Source organism: Affinundibacterium nitidum, assembly GCF_014284155.1.
Classification (GTDB): domain Bacteria; phylum Pseudomonadota; class Gammaproteobacteria; order Burkholderiales; family Burkholderiaceae_D; genus Undibacterium; species Undibacterium nitidum.
In genome coordinates this window covers 1,129,426-1,146,938 of sequence record NZ_JACOFZ010000001.1, presented here as the reverse complement: position 1 = coordinate 1,146,938, position 17,513 = coordinate 1,129,426, and the positions used below count along the sequence as shown (strand labels likewise).

Below are 17,513 nucleotides of genomic sequence, written 5' to 3'. Positions count from 1 at the left end.
AAATGTTTTTTCTCGGCTTTGAAAAAATGAATTTTGGGAGCTTCTCAAAGTGCATAGTTGGGATGAAGTGCAAGGCGCTTCCCGGAGCAATACAGGCGTATTGCGAGGAAAAGCAACGCCGCAATTCGCCCAAGTATGCGGTTTGCGAAGCCTCCCAATTAAATGTCGGCCTCAACCTCATTGCCGTGTTCCTCTAACCAAGCCTTCCGCGCCGACGCTTCGCTCTTACCCATCAACATATTGAAGCGCGCTTCCGAAAATTCTTGGTCGAATTCGCCGAGAGCCACTGGCAACAAACGACGCGTATCAGGGTTCATGGTAGTTTCCCATAATTGGTTGGCGTTCATCTCACCAAGACCTTTAAAGCGGGAAATCGCCCAAGCACCATCTTTCACACCGTCTTTACGTAATTTGTCTTCGATCGCAGTTAATTCGCCTTGATCTAAAGCATAAATTTTCTGCGCAGGTTTTTTACCGCGAGCAGGAGCGTCCACGCGGAATAGCGGAGGACGTGCGATGCAGATGTGGCCGCGGGCAATCAACTGCGGGAAATGCTTGAAGAACAAAGTTAGCAGCAACACTTGAATGTGAGAGCCGTCAACGTCCGCATCGGACAGAATACAGATCTTGCCGTAACGCAGATTGCTGAGGTCGATATTGTCGTTGATGCTGTGTGGATCTACACCGATGGCAACGGCGATATCGTGAATCTCGTTATTAGCAAATAGACGATCACGTTCAGATTCCCATGAGTTCAGAACCTTACCGCGTAGAGGTAAAATCGCTTGGAACTCTTTGTCGCGGCCCATCTTGGCAGAACCACCGGCGGAGTCACCTTCGACTAAGAATAATTCATTGCGGCTGATGTCGTTCGATTCGCAATCGGTTAATTTGCCAGGCAAAACGGCAACACCAGAAGATTTTTTCTTCTCCACTTTTTGCAGAGAGCGCAAGCGTGATTGCGCTTGTTTGATCACCAATTCGGCGAGTTTTTTGCCCAGTTCAACATGCGAGTTGAGCCACAATTCGAGTGGCGGCTTAGCAAAGCTAGAGACCAAACGCACAGCATCGCGCGAATTTAAACGTTCTTTAATTTGGCCTTGGAATTGCGGGTCTAACACCTTGGCTGAGAGCACAAAAGAAGCTCGCGCAAACACGTCTTCAGGCAGAAGTTTGACGCCTTTTGGTAATAGGGAATGCATTTCAGCGAAACTTTTCACAGCGCCGAACAAACCTTCGCGCAATCCTGATTCGTGTGTCCCGCCTGCTGGCGTAGGAATCAAATTCACATAAGATTCACGTACCACGGCGCCATCTTCAGTCCAAGCGACTACCCATGAAGCGCCTTCACCTTCGGCGAAACCATCAGCATCAGCGCTGGCAAACTGTTCGCCCTCAAACATCGGAATCACTAATTCACCGTGTGAAGCTTGTGCTAGTGCTTCGGTTAAATAGCCACGCAAACCTTGGTCGTACTGCCAAGTTTGGCTTTCACCTGATTTCGCATTCGTAAAAGTAACTTTGACACCAGGTAGTAAGACCGCCTTGGAGCGCAGTAGGCGCTGCATTTCTGGAATCGAAATATTCGGCGAATCAAAATATTTTGCATCTGGCCAAACCGTAACGCGTGTGCCATTCTTTTTGTCGCCACGACCGAGTGGTTGCGTGCGCAATGGTTCAATCACATCGCCATTCGCAAAGGTGAGGTTGTGTAAGCCAGCTTCGCGCCATACCGTAATTTCCAAGCGTTTGGATAAAGCGTTTGTCACCGATACACCAACACCGTGCAGACCACCAGAGAAGGCATAAGCACCGCCTGAGCCTTTGTCGAATTTACCCCCTGCGTGGAGGCGAGTGAAGACGATCTCAACTGTAGGTACACCTTCGTCGGGATGTAGGCCAACTGGAATACCGCGGCCATCATCCTCAACACTGATGCTGCCATCGGTATTGAGAGTGACTTGAATATTCTTGCAATGCCCACCCAAGGCCTCGTCGGAGGCATTGTCGATCACTTCTTGAATGATGTGGAGTGGATTTTCAGTGCGGGTATACATCCCTGGTCTTTGTTTGACCGGTTCCAGTCCTTTGAGGACTCGGATCGATGATTCGCTGTAGTCGGATGGAGTCGTCGTTTTTTTAGTTGCCATGCGATGTAAATCGGTGAATAAAGTAATGAAATTAGGTTGCAGTTGATGTTAAATCATGTATTGCCCATCAACGCTCTTTTTTTATCCTACACGGAAAAGGGCTGCTTTGACGAATAATTGTAAAGAGAAATACTGAACATGCATACAGTTATTTGCGTTCGGTTTCGGCTTTGCTTCGAATTTGTTGTGCGAATGTTCTATTGAATTGTGACATTCAATAGCTATTTACTTAATAGTCGCATGCCTTGTTCCAGTCCCGATAAGGTGATTGGAAACATACGGTTGCTCATTAACTGCCGCATGATATCGATCGATTGGCGATATTGCCAAATGCCTTCCGGTTCAGGATTCAGCCAAACATATTTGGGGAAATGCGAGGTGAAACGTTGTATCCAAGTCGCTCCGGCTTCTTCATTGTTATATTCCACTGATCCACCCGGCTGCAGGATTTCATACGGACTCATCGTTGCATCGCCAACGAAGATGATCTTGGTATCGGCGGGATATTTGCGTAAAAGGTCCCAAGTGGGGAATTTTTCCGAATGGCGACGATGGTTGTTCTTCCATAAGTAATCATAGACGCAGTTATGGAAGTAGAAGAACTCCATGTTCTTAAATTCGGTCTTTGCCGCCGAGAACAATTCCTCGACTTGTTCAATATGATCATCCATGGTGCCGCCGACATCGAGCAGCATCAGCACCTTAATATTGTTTTTGCGTTCTGGCTGCATCTTGATATCAAGGTAGCCTGCATTATTGGCCGTTGCTTTGATGGTGGCGTCGAGGGCGAGCTCTTCAGCTGCGCCTTGTCGAGCGAAGCGGCGCAAGCGACGTAAGGCAACTTTAATATTGCGCGTGCCGAGTTCGCGTTCAGTATCGTAATCTTTGAAAGCCCGCGCTTCCCACACCTTTACCGCGGAACGACGCTGGCTTTGGCCGCCAATTCTGATACCTTCTGGATTCGTGCCGCCATTACCGAAAGGAGAGGTGCCACCGGTACCGATCCAACGATTGCCGCCTTCGTGCCTTTCTTTCTGTTCCTCGAGTAGTTGCTTGAGCCTATCCATTAACTTCTCGTAACCGAACTTTTCGATTGCTGCGCGCTGTTCTGGCGTGAGTTCGCGCTCTAGGCGTTTCTTCAACCATTCGAGCGGGATTTCAGGGTTCTTCTCGAAAATCGTGTTGATGCCTTTGAAATACAGACCGAAAGCACGATCAAATTTGTCGTAGTTGGCCTCGTCTTTGACCAAGATGGTGCGAGAAATGACGTAAAAATCATCAACTGAGGTGCCAATGACACCTCGTTGTAAGCCCTCAAGTAGGAGCAAAAATTCCTTGATTGAAACGGGAACCTTGGCGTCCTTGAGTATGAAGAAAAAGTCGATAAGCACGGTGATTGTCGAAAAAAGCTGCAATTATGATGTGCTTAGTCTAGCACTGAGTGAAATATTGCGGTCAGAGTAGATCCCCTAAAAGCTGAGGTCATGAGTAGGGACAGTTTAGCCCCATCTTTACGCTATTGGCTTATTGTTTGATTTTTAAGGCTTTAATTTACTGGATAGCAAGCTTCTGAGATAAATCAACAGGGTGCTTGCATGAGGTTTCAAAACGGGTTATACTGCAAAGCTGTACAGAATTTTGCGGCGAGGCCATGTAAGTATGTTGACTTACATCTTGAACCCGTCGCGTTGACCACGTTTAGGAAATCTCATGGCAAATACCGCACAAGCACGCAAACGTGCTCGTCAAGCAGTTAAACAAAATGCGCACAACTCTAGTCAACGTTCGACTTTGCGTACAGCGATCAAAGCTGTTCGTAAGGCTATCGAAGCAGGCGACAAAGCAGCTGCTGCATTGATCTTTCAAAACTCTGTTTCTACGATCGATCGTATTGCTGACAAAAAAATCATTCACAAAAACAAAGCAGCTCGTCATAAGAGCCGTTTAGCTTCTGCTTTGAAAGCATTGGCTTAATAGTTTTTGCTAGCGCCTGTCAAACCGGCGCTGTGTTGATCGGTCAAGGGTAAACTTAGTTAGTTTAATACTTGGCAAATCATCGCGACAATGAAAAACCGCAATTGTTATTGCGGTTTTTGTCTTTTTTATTTCCCGTTTTGATGCGGTAGGGTAGGTGGCCCTCCTGCCTTCCACTGCCCCGGGCCTTTATCGGCAACTGAACTATACTTTTAGCTCGATCAGTTCCCCGGGCAAAATTGGGTGGCTGGCCAGCGAATAATCACCAATACCACTGCGAATTAAGCGCAAAGTTGGCAAACCCACCGCCGAAGTCATGCGCCTAACTTGGCGGTTTTTTCCTTCTGACAAAATAATGCATAACCAGCTGGTAGGAATGTTGGCGCGTTGGCGTATCGGTGGATGGCGTTCCCATATCCAATCGGGTTCTGTAATTTCAAAGGCTTTGCAGGGTAGAGTGATGAAGTCGCCGAGATTTAACGGTGCTTGCAGCTTTTCGAGTTGTTCAGACGACACGGCGCCCTCAACCTGCACCAAATAAGTTTTATTTTCCTTCCAGTCTGGGTGGCTGATTTTGTGCTGTAACTTGCCGTCGTCGGTCAGTAGGATCAGGCCTTCGCTATCGGCGTCGAGGCGGCCGGCTGGATATACTTTGGGAATTTTGATGTAATCAGCCAAGGTCGCTCGGCTTGGATGCTCTGAAAATTGGCACATCACATCAAATGGCTTGTTGAATAAAATCAGTTTCATTGAAAACTTTATTGAGAAAAAAGTGAGTTGATGCAATATTGATAGCGTTCATCGTTGATCTTGTATCGAACAGGTCAATAAGAACGCATAAAGTCGAGATTATGCTTGATAAATCACTGTTTGCGAGTGTCGCAAAATGATGGCATCAAGTAAAATAGTAGTGCATAATACGAAATGGTGGTCTTCTGTCTTATATAAGACTCTATTTTTGATGATTTCACCACAGCGAACATTGCTTTTTGTTTGTAAGGGAAGTTGCCTCAAATATTGCTCAATTAAGACATCAAGGCATGTTAATAGCACGCAAAGCGCAACCCAAAGTTCAACGCTTGATTGCACGTATCCACGGAGAAAACGATGTATCAACATATTAAAGTACCTGCAGAAGGTCAAAAAATTACCGTCAATGCTGACTTCTCATTGAATGTTCCAGAAAATCCAATTATTCCTTACATTGAGGGTGACGGTACTGGTGTTGATATCAGCCCAGTCATGATCAAGGTAGTTGATGCAGCGGTTGCAAAAGCTTACGGCGGCAAGCGCAAAGTCAGCTGGATGGAAATTTTTGCTGGTGAGAAATCCACAAAAGTGTATGGCCCAGACGTTTGGTTGCCTGAAGAAACTTTGTCTGCATTAAAAGACTACGTTGTATCGATCAAAGGCCCTTTGACAACACCAGTTGGTGGCGGTATCCGTTCTTTGAACGTGGCTCTGCGCCAAGAGTTGGATCTCTATGTTTGCTTGCGTCCAGTACGTTATTTCAAAGGTGTACCATCTCCAGTACGTGAGCCAGAAAAAACAGACATGGTGATCTTCCGTGAAAACTCTGAAGACATCTACGCAGGTATCGAATTCGCACAAGGCTCTGATCAAGTAAAAAAATTGATCAAGTTCTTGCAAGACGAAATGGGCGTGAAGAAAATCCGTTTCCCAGAAACTTCTGGCATCGGTGTAAAACCAGTTTCGATCGAAGGTACAGAACGTTTGGTACGTAAAGCAATCCAATACGCAATCGACAATGACAAGCCATCCGTGACTATCGTTCACAAAGGTAACATCATGAAGTACACCGAAGGTGGCTTCCGTGATTGGGCATATGCATTGGCACAAAAAGAATTCGGTGCAGAATTAATTGACGGCGGCCCATGGTGCAAATTCAAGAATCCGAAAACAGGTAAAGACATTATCGTTAAGGATTCCATCGCTGATGCGTTCTTACAGCAAATCCTGTTGCGTCCAGCGGAATACAGCGTTATCGCGACATTGAATTTGAATGGCGATTACATTTCTGATGCATTGGCAGCGCAAGTTGGCGGTATCGGTATCGCTCCAGGTGCAAACTTGTCTGACTCTATCGCAATGTTCGAAGCAACTCACGGTACAGCACCGAAGTATGCAGGTAAAGATTACGTGAACCCAGGTTCATTGATTTTGTCCGCAGAAATGATGTTGCGTCACATGGGCTGGTTCGAAGCAGCTGATTTGTTGATTTCTTCAACAGAGAAAGCAATCACAGCGAAGAAGGTGACTTATGACTTCGCACGCTTGATGGAAGGTGCTACTCAAGTATCTTGCTCCGGATTTGGCGATGTAATGATCGAAAACATGTAAGCAAATCCAATTCTGGGGCGCAGCTCGTTGTTGCAAATGCGCGCCATACTCTTGTATGGCTGTGCTTTGCGCCTAGATCTGCATCCCCATAATTGAATTTGCGTTTAAGCGTCGTTATATCCAATTTTCGGGCGCGGCGCGTTGTAGGTGTTATAAATGCGGTCCTCGCAATACTCGTGTATTGCTGCGGGAAGCGCCTAACGCTGCATCCCTATAATTGAATTTTCCAAAGCTTAAAGAGGTGTGTGAGTTTTACTGAAAAAGCCGACTGTTGTCGGCTTTTTTGCGTTTGGAGAATTGGGTAAGTGCCCTCATCTTTTAATCACTCATAAAAAAACCCGCCGAAGCGGGTTTTTTCAAAACATTGCAAAATCGGATTAAGGATTTTGGATGTTAGAAGCTTGCTTGCCTTTTGGACCCTGAGTCACTTCGAATGTTACTTTTTGACCTTCTTTCAAAGTCTTGAAGCCATTCATTTGGATCGCGGAGAAGTGGGCGAACAAATCCTCACCGCCATCGTCAGGAGTGATAAAACCAAAGCCCTTGGAGTCATTGAACCATTTTACGGTACCTGTTGCCATAATACATCTTTCAAATATAAACTAATCACACGAGCCGAAAAAGCAAGAAAACTCTGTAAAGCTACCTTTCTTAACCTGCCCACTTCATATTGATAATAAAAACTTAAGTTAAGTATCAATAAATATCATTCTTGGCGGAAAAAAAACTAAAGTCAAGAAAATTTGCTTGCCCATGTGGCATTGTTGTTTTTTTACGTGAAATTAACGCTTTTCCCTATTGATGTTTATCAAAAGAGCGCCATCTAGCCCCAATAGGACAGTGATGCACATGCTGTTGTTTTGGTGTTTGCAGGATGGGCGCGCGACTGGTTTTTAAGTCAATTTGACGAAAAGTCACAAATTCAGTTTGAAGCACTCTCTGCAAGAAAACGCGATGCGACTTAAAATGAACAGAAGCACTTTTATTTGCTTAATTTTCGACTTCGAGCATGATCAACGTACTAGAATAGACGTATGGGAATAAAGCATGAAAATAGTACGGTACTCGAAAAGCAGGCTCTGGAGTTAAAGCCACCTTCGATGTACCAAGTGGTATTGCTCAATGACGACTACACTCCGATGGAGTTTGTGGTGGCGATCATTCAGGAGTACTTCAATAAGGACAAAGAGACCGCGATGCAAATTATGTTAAAGGTTCACGTTGAAGGACGTGGCGTTTGCGGGGTCTACACAAAAGATGTAGCGTTAACCAAGGTTGAACTCGTTTTAGCACACGCGAAACAGGCGGGACACCCGCTTCAATGTGTGATGGAGGAAGTATGATTGCCCAAGAATTAGAAGTAAGCTTGCACATGGCCTTTGTCGAGGCGCGGCAAGCACGTTACGAGTTCATCACAGTAGAGCATTTGTTATTAGCTCTGCTCGATAATCCATCGGCGGCAGAAGTTATGCGTGCCTGTGCAGTTAATATTGAAGACTTGCGTAAAACCTTGTCGAACTTTATTGCTGACAATACGCCTACTGTGCAAGGGACCGGCGAAGTCGATACCCAGCCAACCTTGGGTTTTCAACGCGTAATCCAACGCGCGATTATGCACGTACAGTCTGCGTCAAACGGAAAGAAAGAAGTCAACGGTGCCAACGTCTTGGTTGCCATTTTCGGCGAGAAGGACTCGCATGCCGTTTATTACTTACACCAGCAAGGCGTGACTCGTTTGGATGTCGTGAATTTCATTTCACATGGTGTGCGTAAAGACAATCACAGTGAGCCGCAGAAGTCTCCTGAAGGCGCGGAAGATGCGCAAGGTGAAAATCAGGCGAAAGAAAATCCGCTCGAACAATTTACACAAAATCTGAATAAAGCAGCGGCTGAAGGTAAGATCGATCCACTCATCGGTCGCGAGAGCGAAGTCGAACGAGTGATTCAAATCTTGTGCCGCCGCCGTAAGAACAATCCATTGCTAGTCGGTGAAGCCGGCGTCGGTAAGACGGCTATTGCAGAGGGTTTGGCATGGCGTATTACGCAAAATGATGTTCCTGATATTTTGAATCAAGCAGTGGTGTATTCGTTGGATATGGGTGCATTGTTAGCTGGTACCAAATATCGAGGTGACTTCGAGTTGCGCCTGAAAGGCGTTTTGAAGCAATTACGTGACACGCCTGATGCCATCTTGTTCATCGATGAAATTCATACGATTATCGGCGCTGGTTCCGCTTCGGGCGGCACCATGGATGCATCCAATCTGTTAAAACCGGCTCTGTCAAATGGCCAATTGAAATGCATAGGCGCGACGACCTTTACTGAGTATCGTGGTGTATTTGAAAAAGATCATGCTTTGGCACGTCGTTTTCAAAAAGTGGATGTCAATGAACCGACAGTTGAACAAACTGTGCAGATTTTGCGTGGCTTGAAGACCAAGTTCGAAGAACACCACAACGTCAAGTATTCTGCTGCTGCCTTGACGACGGCTGCTGAGTTGTCTGCGCGTTTCCTCAACGACCGTCATTTACCTGATAAAGCAATCGACGTGATTGATGAGGCAGGTGCTGCGCAACGTATCTTGCCGAAGTCCAAACAAAAGAAAACGATAGGCAAGGCCGATATCGAAGACATCATTTCGAAGATTGCTCGTATCCCGCCACAAACGGTTAATCAAGACGATCGCAGCAAGTTACAAACGATTGATCGCGATTTGAAAAATGTCGTGTTTGGTCAAGACCCAGCAATTGAAGCATTGGCTTCCGCGATCAAGATGTCTCGCGCTGGTTTGGGTAAAACAGATAAACCTATCGGTTCTTTCTTATTCTCAGGCCCAACCGGCGTAGGTAAGACAGAAGTGGCTAAACAATTAGCCTTTACTTTGGGTATCGAGTTGATTCGTTTTGACATGTCCGAATACATGGAACGCCATGCGGTGAGCCGCTTGATTGGTGCGCCGCCGGGTTATGTTGGTTTCGATCAAGGTGGTTTATTAACCGAAGCCATCACCAAGAAGCCGCATGCTGTGTTGTTGCTTGATGAAATTGAAAAAGCACATCCGGATGTGTTCAATATCTTGTTGCAAGTCATGGATCATGGCACTTTGACGGATAACAATGGACGCAAAGCGGACTTCCGTAATGTGATCATTATCATGACGACCAATGCTGGTGCAGAGAGTTTGCAAAAGGCTTCTATCGGCTTTAATAATAGCAAACAGGCTGGCGATGAGATGGCTGACATCAAGCGTATGTTCACGCCTGAATTCCGTAACCGTCTTGATTCCATCATCAGTTTCCGTGCCCTTGATGAAGAGATTATCTTACGTGTGGTCGATAAATTCTTGATGCAACTAGAAGAGCAGTTGCATGAGAAGAAAGTCGAAGCCACGTTTAGCGATGGTTTGCGTAAGTTCTTAGCGAAAAAAGGATTTGATCCATTGATGGGCGCACGTCCTATGGCGCGTTTGATCCAAGATATGATACGTAAAGCCTTGGCGGATGAGCTTTTGTTCGGTCGCCTGGTGACTGGTGGACGAGTAATCGTTGAATTGGATGAGAAAGATCAGATCAAGTTAGAATTCTCAGAAGGAGACACACCTCCATCGAACGCTTCACAAGAAGTGGTCGAGGTTGAATAAATCTTGTTCGTGACCCATGCTTTGAAAAAACCTGAATTCCGATTCAGGTTTTTTTTTGCCTTCGACAGGCATATTTTTGCCGCTGAGAAGAAAAAGTGGTTTGTCGTTGCTGACTCAAGTATACTCGGGTCGATTTTTGTAATTGGTGGTCTGGTATTAAGACCTAGCGCGAAACTATGTGTAAAATCTCGCAAGTGAAGCAGTAAATAAAGCAATAACAAGTGCAACAGAGCACAACTCCAAAACAGGATTTCAAAATGCTAAAACGCCTTAATTTAACCACTTATATTTTGATCGGACTGGTACTCGGGATTGGTGTCGGTTACATCGTAAACACACACATGGCAAAGCCCGTCGAGTTTGCCGATGCAATGTCGTTAATTACGACCATGTTTCTGCGCTTAATTAAGATGATTATCGCGCCCTTGGTATTCGCCACTTTGGTGGTGGGTATTGCGAAGATGGGCGATGCTAAGGAGGTTGGACGCGTGGGTGGTAAGGCATTGGGGTGGTTTATTCTCGCTTCCTTGATCTCATTAACACTGGGCTTAGTCATGGTGAACTTCTTCCGCCCTGGCGACGCCATGCATGCGATGTTGCCAGCGACTGATGCGGTTTCTGGAATCGTCACTTCGAATTTAAGCATGAAAGAGTTTGTCACGCACCTGGTGCCTTCCTCGATCGTTGACGGTATGGCTAAGAATGAGATTCTGCAAATTGTGGTGTTCTCAATCTTCTTTGGTACAGCAGCAGCAGCGGTTGGTGAGCGCAGCAAGCCTTTGATCGACACTGTCGATGGTGTGGCTCACATCATGTTGAAGGTGACTGCTTACGTCATGAATTTTGCCCCAATCGCGGTATTCGCTGCTGTCTCTGGCGTCGTGGCAAAGAGTGGTTTAGGTGTGTTGCAAACCTATGGCGTATTCATGGGCGAATTCTATTTGTCCATTTTTGTACTGTGGTTGACCCTGATCTTCATCGGTTACTTATTCTTAGGTAAGCGCATCGGTGCCTTGCTGCGCGAGTTGCGCATGCCTACTTTATTGGCATTTTCTACCGCATCGTCAGAAGCAGCGTTTCCAAAGACGTTAGAAGGTTTGGAACGTTTCGGCGTGAAGAATCGTATCGCTTCATTCGTCTTGCCACTCGGTTATTCATTCAACCTCGACGGTTCGATGATGTATTGCACATTCGCGACCGTTTTCATTGCCCAGGCTTATGGCATTGAGCTGTCTTTGAGTACCCAAATCACAATGATGTTGATTTTGATGCTGACTTCAAAAGGGATGGCAGGTGTGCCACGTGCTTCCTTGGTGGTGATTGCAGCAACGTTGGCGCAATTCAATATCCCAGAAGCTGGCTTGTTGTTATTGTTAGGTGTCGACCATTTCTTAGACATGGCACGTTCTGCGACCAACGTCATCGGTAACGGCTTAGCAACTGCCGTTGTGGCGAAGTGGGAGGGTGAATTAGGTGAGCATGTTGATGGTGATTTAGCGAATCAAAAACTTCCTTAAGATTCTCGGGAATTTTTCCTACGATAACTTGTCCAAATGAACGCTGAATTTTGTAAAGAACTCAGCGTTTTTTTATGTGCTGTGAGATTTCGAGAGAGGTGGATACGTTGAACGTGTCGGCGTCTCAATTTTCTTCAAGGGCGAAAATAATGAAAATTAAGAAAATAAGTGCTTGTCTGTTAATTGCTGGAAGCCTCATGCAAATGGGTTTCATGGCGAATGTCGCTGCCCAGGCCCCGACCCAGCTTAGCCTTGAGAAAATCATGTCCAACACTGATTGGATGGGAATTGCGCCAGAACGGTCCTATTTCAGCGCCGATGGCAAATATGTCTACTTCCTGCGTAAAGCTGATGGGAGTGAAGTGCGTGATACTTATCGTGTGCCGGTTGCTGGTGGTCCCGCTGTAAAGCTATCAGCTTCTGAGCGTGTTAGCGTCGAAAGTGAACAAGTTTTCTTTAGCCCTGATCGTAGCTATGCGGCATGGCTGCGAAATGGCAATTTGTTTGTAATCAAAGACGGTAAGAAGTCACAAATAAGCCGCACGGGTGATATGTCCGGCTTGTTGGGCTTTGTCGGTCATGAACAACTCGCTTTCCGCCAAGATGGCAAGGTAAATCTATTTAACTTACGTAGCGGCGAGACCGTGACCTTGGTCAATATCAAGAATGATGATGATCCGGCTGCGAAAAAAGACAATGCCGATTATTTGACCCTGCAACAAACACGTTTGTTTGACATCATTAAGAAGCGCGAAACTGATAAGAAGGAAGTAGAGGCGAGACAACATGAATTGGCCTCACAAAGCAGTAGTGCGCCCCTGCCAATTTACTTAGGTAAAGGGCGAGAATTCCGTAGTTTTAGTTTGTCACCCGATGGTAAACATATCTTGTTGAGTACTTCCGCACCTCGCAAAGATGGCCGTAATGACAAAATGCCGCATTATGTCAGCGCAGATGGTTACACCAAAATTGATGATGTTCGCAGTAAAGTGGGCACAGGCGAAGACGCCAATGAATTTGTGTATTTGATTGACATCGCCGCAAATAAAGCGCAAAAACTGAATCTGGAAAAATTGGCCGGCATTAACGAAGATCCTTTACTCGATCTGAAAAAAGATGCGGCAAAACGCTTAGGTAAGGCCGAGCCAAAAGCCGCAGTACCTCGTGCAGTGTATGTGGGCTTCCGTGGCGCGCGTTGGTCACTCAATGGTCAGAAAGTCGCCTTCCAACTGTTCAGTGCGGACAACAAAGATCGTTGGATCTTGCAAATCGACACGCAAAATAAAGAAAAAGATCAGTGGCAGTTGGTACATCGTTTAACTGATAAAGCATGGGTGAACGACGGTGATTTCAATGAAATGCTATGGAGTCGCGACCACAAGACTTTATGGTTTTTGTCTGAAGAAACTGGCTATAGCCAACTTTACACCTATCAAGACGCGCAGGTACGTGCAATCACCAGCGGAAAATATGAGATGAACCGCATCCAAGCCAGTCGCGATGGTCGTTGGGTCTACTACCGTGCGAATAAAAAACATCCTGGTAAGCATGAAATTTATCGACTCTCCACCGATGGCAAAATTGATGAAGCACTGACCGATATGAACGGTGGTACCGATTACGAATTGTCTCCAAACGAAGATCGCTTGTTGTTGACGCATTCAAGCATCACACGTCAACCTGACCTATTTGTGCAAGCGACGAGCCCACAAGCTAAAGCAACTCGTTTGACTGATTCCACATCGAAAGAATTTGGGCAAATCAATTGGATCGTACCAGATGTGGTTGCCGTTCCTTCTAAACACGGCGCCGCGCCAATTTATTCACGTGTTTATCAAGATACGTCTAAAAAAACTGGAGAGAAGAAACCTGCCGTGATGTTTGTTCACGGCGCTGGTTATTTGCAAGCAGCGCATTATGGGTGGTCGAATTATTTCCGCGAAATGATGTTCCATAATTTGCTGGTGCAAGAAGGTTATGTGGTCATCGATATGGATTACCGTGCCTCGGCTGGTTATGGGCGAGACTGGCGCAATGCGATTTATCAACGCATGGGTACGCCTGAGCTGGAAGACTATCTCGACGGTATCGATTGGTTAGTCGAGAATGCCAACGTTGATCGGCAGCGTGTAGGCATTTATGGAGGCTCTTACGGTGGTTTTATGACCTTTATGGCGATGTTTAAAACCGACGCTTTTGCAGCTGGGGCTGCGTTACGTCCAGTTGCTGATTGGGCGCATTACAACCATGGCTATACCTCGAATATCTTGAATACGCCAGACGTAGATCCTGATGCATATTTGCGCAGTTCACCAATCGAGTTCGCCGCTGGTTTGAAACGTCCGCTCTTAATTTGCTCTGGTATTTTGGATGACAATGTTTTCTTCCAAGACAGCGTGCGCATGGTGCAGAAGTTGATCGAGTTGAAGAATCCTAATTTTGAGTTTGCAGTGTATCCGATTGAACCTCATGGTTTCCGTGAGCCTACCAGCTGGCTCGATGAATATCGCCGCATTTTCAAATTGATGGAAAAAGAAGTGAAAGGTCGTGATTTGAAAACGAAGTGATTTAGGCATTTCGACGTTAATGGAAAAAAGCGATCGTCTCTGATGATCGCTTTTTTTACATCAATTTTCATTGAAAGGAAACTAGCAAAGAGCGACAATCAAAGTTTCTCAGGCTAGGTTTTTTCGTATGACTTCTCAGACCTTTTATCAAGCAACTGCAGATGTGCATTCATATCCACCGCTTGAAACGGATCTCGATATCGAAGTTTGCATTATTGGTGCGGGCTTCGCTGGTCTGGCAACTGCCTTAGGTTTATTGGAGCGAGGGATAAAAAACCTCGTGATCCTAGAAGCGGAAAACGTTGGCTATGGTGCCTCGGGTCGTAATGGTGGTTTTGTATTCGGCGGATTTAGTCTTGATAACAAAGACCTTGTGCGCCAGTTGGGATCTCAGAAAGCGAGTGCCCTATATCAATTGACGATCGATGCGGTAAATCTAATTCGCCAGCGTATTGAACGCTATGACATTGCCTGTGATAAGAATGAAAGTGGTGTCTTATTGACCAATTGGTTCGATGATGATCGCAGTCTCTTGGCGCAACGTGACTTTATGCGTTCCGCGTTCGACGTCGAATGGGATTGGATTAAGAGAGAACAATTGCGTGAGCTGCTACATACTGATCGCTATTTCGGCGCCTTGCATGAGAAAAATGCTTTTCACTTTCATCCACTTAAATACGCTCAAGGTCTGGCGCGCGTGATGAGCAAGCAGGGCGGTTTAGTATTCGAGCAGACTCGCGTGCGATCCATTAAACATCAAGGCGCAATGAAAATTGTGGAAACAGATGCGGGGCAGAGTATTCGAGCAAAACATGTCGTCGTCGCATGTGGTGGTTACATCGAGCAGCTTTATCCGCAGTTGAGTCGTGCGGTATTGCCGATTGCGACCTACGCGATGGCGACTGAACCCTTAGGTGAGATCTTGGCCAGCGCCATGCAAACGCAGGCAGCAGTTTACGATACACGTTTCGCATTCGACTACTATCGTCCTTTACCTGATACTCGTATTTTGTGGGGTGGTCGAATCTCGATAACCCAGCGTACACCTGAGCGAGTAGAAGAGCTCCTGTATCGAGATATGCTGAAGGTTTATCCGCAACTAGCAGGAACACGTGTCGATTTTGCGTGGAGTGGTTTGATGAGTTATGGCAGACATAAAATGCCGCAGATTGGACAACTCGCGGATGGGGTTTGGTATGGGCTGGGTTTTGGAGGCCATGGGGTTGCGCCAACGACTTTGGCAGGGGAAGTATTGGCCAGCGCGATTCTTGGCGCTCAGCGCCTTCCTGATGGTTTAGAGCGCTATCGTTCGCCAACTACCTTTGGCTATTTGGGGCTACTTGGTGCGCAGATGACCTATTGGTATTACGAGTTGCGCGATTGGCTAAGACAGTAAAATTTCTTGTGATCGGGAATCGATTTGGTAGATAGTTACTCTTAATGCATGCTTTTTTGCTTTCTATATTTGTTTTATGTCCCAACACTGACTACAATGGGGCCCTCACATCATGAATGGGGAAGAGTTTTCAGCTTTTCGTTTCTATTCATGACCCATTCCCAAGAAAGCAAAAAATGATTCCATCAAAAAAATCCCGTAAGCCACGTCAAGAAAAGAAAATGCATGTTGGTGCATTTCAAGAGTTCGGTTTCGAATATGTCGCTGAGTTGAAAGAAGTATTGAGCCCAGATCAAGAAGCACAATTGATTCACGTTTTTCTCGATGAGGTCATCGAAAAACGCGATCTCGCTTTGAGCGGCTGGATTGATAGTGGTTTCGTCTGCCGTTTTGGCCCTGGTTCTGCAACAGATGAAGATCGTGCTGCATTGAAATCATGGTTGGAAGCTCGTCCAGAATTCAAAAACGTACAAGTTGGTGCATTGAAAGATGCCTGGTATTCACCAATGAATACTGAATTCGCATAAGACAAAATGAGGTCGAGGAAAACTGGGCTGTTGAATTCGTTCTAATTTTTCTCGCCAAATTAAACCGCAACTTCGCGAGAAGCTTGCGGTTTTTTTTCGCTTATAGTTTTTCCCTGTGATGGAGGGAAGTATCCACAAAAAAAGCTATTAAAGGAATTTGGAAAGCTTCCGATAAGCTAAAGACCGCTCGTTCGGAGGTTTACTATGAAAATCGCATCGTCCGATGTTGTGATGGCATCGAGCTCCTCCTATTCCTACCAGAAAACGGTGGAGGAAAGTCTGAAGCTTGAAGTTACCAAAAATCCCGAATCAAGAATCAACCCGAACTCGCTAGCGGAAAATCGAAATCTTGATCTCGATGTCTCTATTTCAGAGCTTGCTAGAATTTTTCAGCAGTATGAGCAATCGCTCACTGCGCCACCTCCCACTACCAACGTAGAGCAGCTCTCGGAAGAGGAAAGCAGTGATCCTCGTGTGCAGCTCATTAAAACGCTGATCGAATACATGTTGGGGCAAAACATCAAATTGTTTGGTGGTACAAGAGCGACATGCAATCAATGTGAATCAGCATCGAATGTGGCAGAAGAAAGAAAGCCACAAGTGCGATCATCTAGACCGTCGCCGCAGGCATGGGAATTAGAATATCACGCGCGCACGACAGTGAAGGAAAGTGAGCAAGTCCAATTTCAATCGAGTGGTGTAGTGCGAACGTCGGATAATCGCGAAATTAAATTCAATTTGAGCTTTGAACTACAGCGTGAGTTTCAACAAGTGTCGAGCACGGACATCGTTGCGAGTAGTGCAAAAAAAGTTGACCCTTTGGTGTTAAATTTTTCAGCATCGCCCTTGCAGTTGAGTGATCAACAATTTTCTTTCGATCTGGATGCGGATGGAAAGAAAGAGAATATTTCATTCGTCAATGGAGCTGGTTTTTTAGCGTTGGACAAAAATAAGAACGGCAAAATTGATGATGGCAAAGAGTTATTCGGGCCACAGTCGGGTAATGGTTTCGGAGAGTTGCAACAGTACGATATTGACCATAACGGTTGGATCGACGAAAACGATCCCGTGTATCAACAATTGCAAGTGTGGACAAAAAATGCGACAGGTAAGGACCATCTCGCCAGCTTGAAAGAAGCGCATGTTGGAGCGCTTTTCCTTGGTAATGTGAATACCAGTTTTTCTATGAATGATACTCAAAATAAACCACTCGCCCAACTGCGCTCGAGTGGACTTTGGTTAAGCGAGGCCGGGCAGGCCCATAGCTTGCAGCAAATTGACCTCGTCGCTTAGTCATTTTACGTTCGTTCCTCCAAAATAGGCTTTGATGCCGCGTTTTTGACGGCTCACCCCTTTGGTAATTGACGCTCACCATGCTTGA

13 protein-coding genes are annotated in these 17,513 nt (G+C 45.9%); 9 read left to right on the top strand and 4 right to left on the bottom strand.

Features of this window, described 5'->3' with window-relative positions:
* Positions 1-158: 158 nt before the first annotated feature.
* Positions 159-2,150 (bottom strand): DNA topoisomerase IV subunit B, encoded by a 1,992-nt coding sequence (locus tag H8K36_RS04960; RefSeq protein ID WP_186914803.1) that lies wholly within the window; start codon positions 2,148-2,150, stop codon positions 159-161.
* A 221-nt stretch (positions 2,151-2,371) separates the two neighbouring features.
* Positions 2,372-3,541, bottom strand: coding sequence for a vWA domain-containing protein (locus H8K36_RS04955; RefSeq protein ID WP_186914804.1), 1,170 nt, complete (start codon positions 3,539-3,541; stop codon positions 2,372-2,374).
* 319 nt (positions 3,542-3,860) lie between these two features.
* Between H8K36_RS04955 and rpsT the strand changes: the two genes are divergently transcribed.
* Positions 3,861-4,124: a 30S ribosomal protein S20 gene (gene rpsT, locus H8K36_RS04950; RefSeq protein WP_186914805.1), complete on the top strand. Its 264-nt coding sequence runs from the start codon at positions 3,861-3,863 to the stop codon at positions 4,122-4,124.
* 204 nt (positions 4,125-4,328) lie between these two features.
* On the opposite strand, the gene H8K36_RS04945 is transcribed toward rpsT, so the two are convergent.
* Positions 4,329-4,874, bottom strand: coding sequence for a pseudouridine synthase (locus tag H8K36_RS04945; protein WP_186914806.1), 546 nt, complete (start codon positions 4,872-4,874; stop codon positions 4,329-4,331).
* A gap of 357 nt (positions 4,875-5,231) precedes the next feature.
* On the opposite strand from H8K36_RS04945, the gene icd reads away from it, so the two are divergent.
* The gene (icd, locus tag H8K36_RS04940; RefSeq protein ID WP_186914807.1) at positions 5,232-6,485 is read left to right on the top strand and encodes an NADP-dependent isocitrate dehydrogenase; all 1,254 of its coding nucleotides are present in this window, start codon (positions 5,232-5,234) and stop codon (positions 6,483-6,485) included.
* A gap of 377 nt (positions 6,486-6,862) precedes the next feature.
* Here icd and H8K36_RS04935 read toward each other — a convergent pair whose 3' ends face one another.
* The gene (locus H8K36_RS04935) at positions 6,863-7,066 is read right to left on the bottom strand and encodes a cold-shock protein (RefSeq protein ID WP_162021162.1); all 204 of its coding nucleotides are present in this window, start codon (positions 7,064-7,066) and stop codon (positions 6,863-6,865) included.
* Positions 7,067-7,519: 453 nt separating this feature from the next.
* Here H8K36_RS04935 and clpS point away from each other — a divergent pair, with 453 nt between their 5' ends.
* The 7 genes from clpS to H8K36_RS04900 all read left to right on the top strand — a co-directional run bounded on the left by clpS (position 7,520) and on the right by H8K36_RS04900 (position 17,425).
* Positions 7,520-7,828: an ATP-dependent Clp protease adapter ClpS gene (gene clpS, locus H8K36_RS04930; RefSeq protein ID WP_186914808.1), complete on the top strand. Its 309-nt coding sequence runs from the start codon at positions 7,520-7,522 to the stop codon at positions 7,826-7,828.
* On the top strand, positions 7,825-10,125 hold the full coding sequence (clpA, locus tag H8K36_RS04925; protein ID WP_186914809.1) for an ATP-dependent Clp protease ATP-binding subunit ClpA: 2,301 nt from the start codon (positions 7,825-7,827) through the stop codon (positions 10,123-10,125). Before clpS ends, clpA begins: the two co-directional genes overlap by 4 nt.
* Positions 10,126-10,382: 257 nt before the next feature.
* Positions 10,383-11,642, top strand: coding sequence for a dicarboxylate/amino acid:cation symporter (locus tag H8K36_RS04920; RefSeq protein ID WP_186914810.1), 1,260 nt, complete (start codon positions 10,383-10,385; stop codon positions 11,640-11,642).
* A 149-nt stretch (positions 11,643-11,791) separates the two neighbouring features.
* Positions 11,792-14,209, top strand: coding sequence for an alpha/beta hydrolase family protein (locus H8K36_RS04915; protein ID WP_186914811.1), 2,418 nt, complete (start codon positions 11,792-11,794; stop codon positions 14,207-14,209).
* Between the two features lie 127 nt (positions 14,210-14,336).
* A complete protein-coding gene (locus H8K36_RS04910; RefSeq protein ID WP_186914812.1) occupies positions 14,337-15,605 on the top strand; it encodes an NAD(P)/FAD-dependent oxidoreductase in 1,269 nt (422 codons plus the stop codon).
* Positions 15,606-15,781: 176 nt separating this feature from the next.
* Positions 15,782-16,132 (top strand): YggL family protein, encoded by a 351-nt coding sequence (locus tag H8K36_RS04905; RefSeq protein WP_186914813.1) that lies wholly within the window; start codon positions 15,782-15,784, stop codon positions 16,130-16,132.
* A 204-nt stretch (positions 16,133-16,336) separates the two neighbouring features.
* The gene (locus H8K36_RS04900) at positions 16,337-17,425 is read left to right on the top strand and encodes a VCBS repeat-containing protein (RefSeq protein ID WP_186914814.1); all 1,089 of its coding nucleotides are present in this window, start codon (positions 16,337-16,339) and stop codon (positions 17,423-17,425) included.
* Positions 17,426-17,513 lie beyond the last annotated feature (88 nt).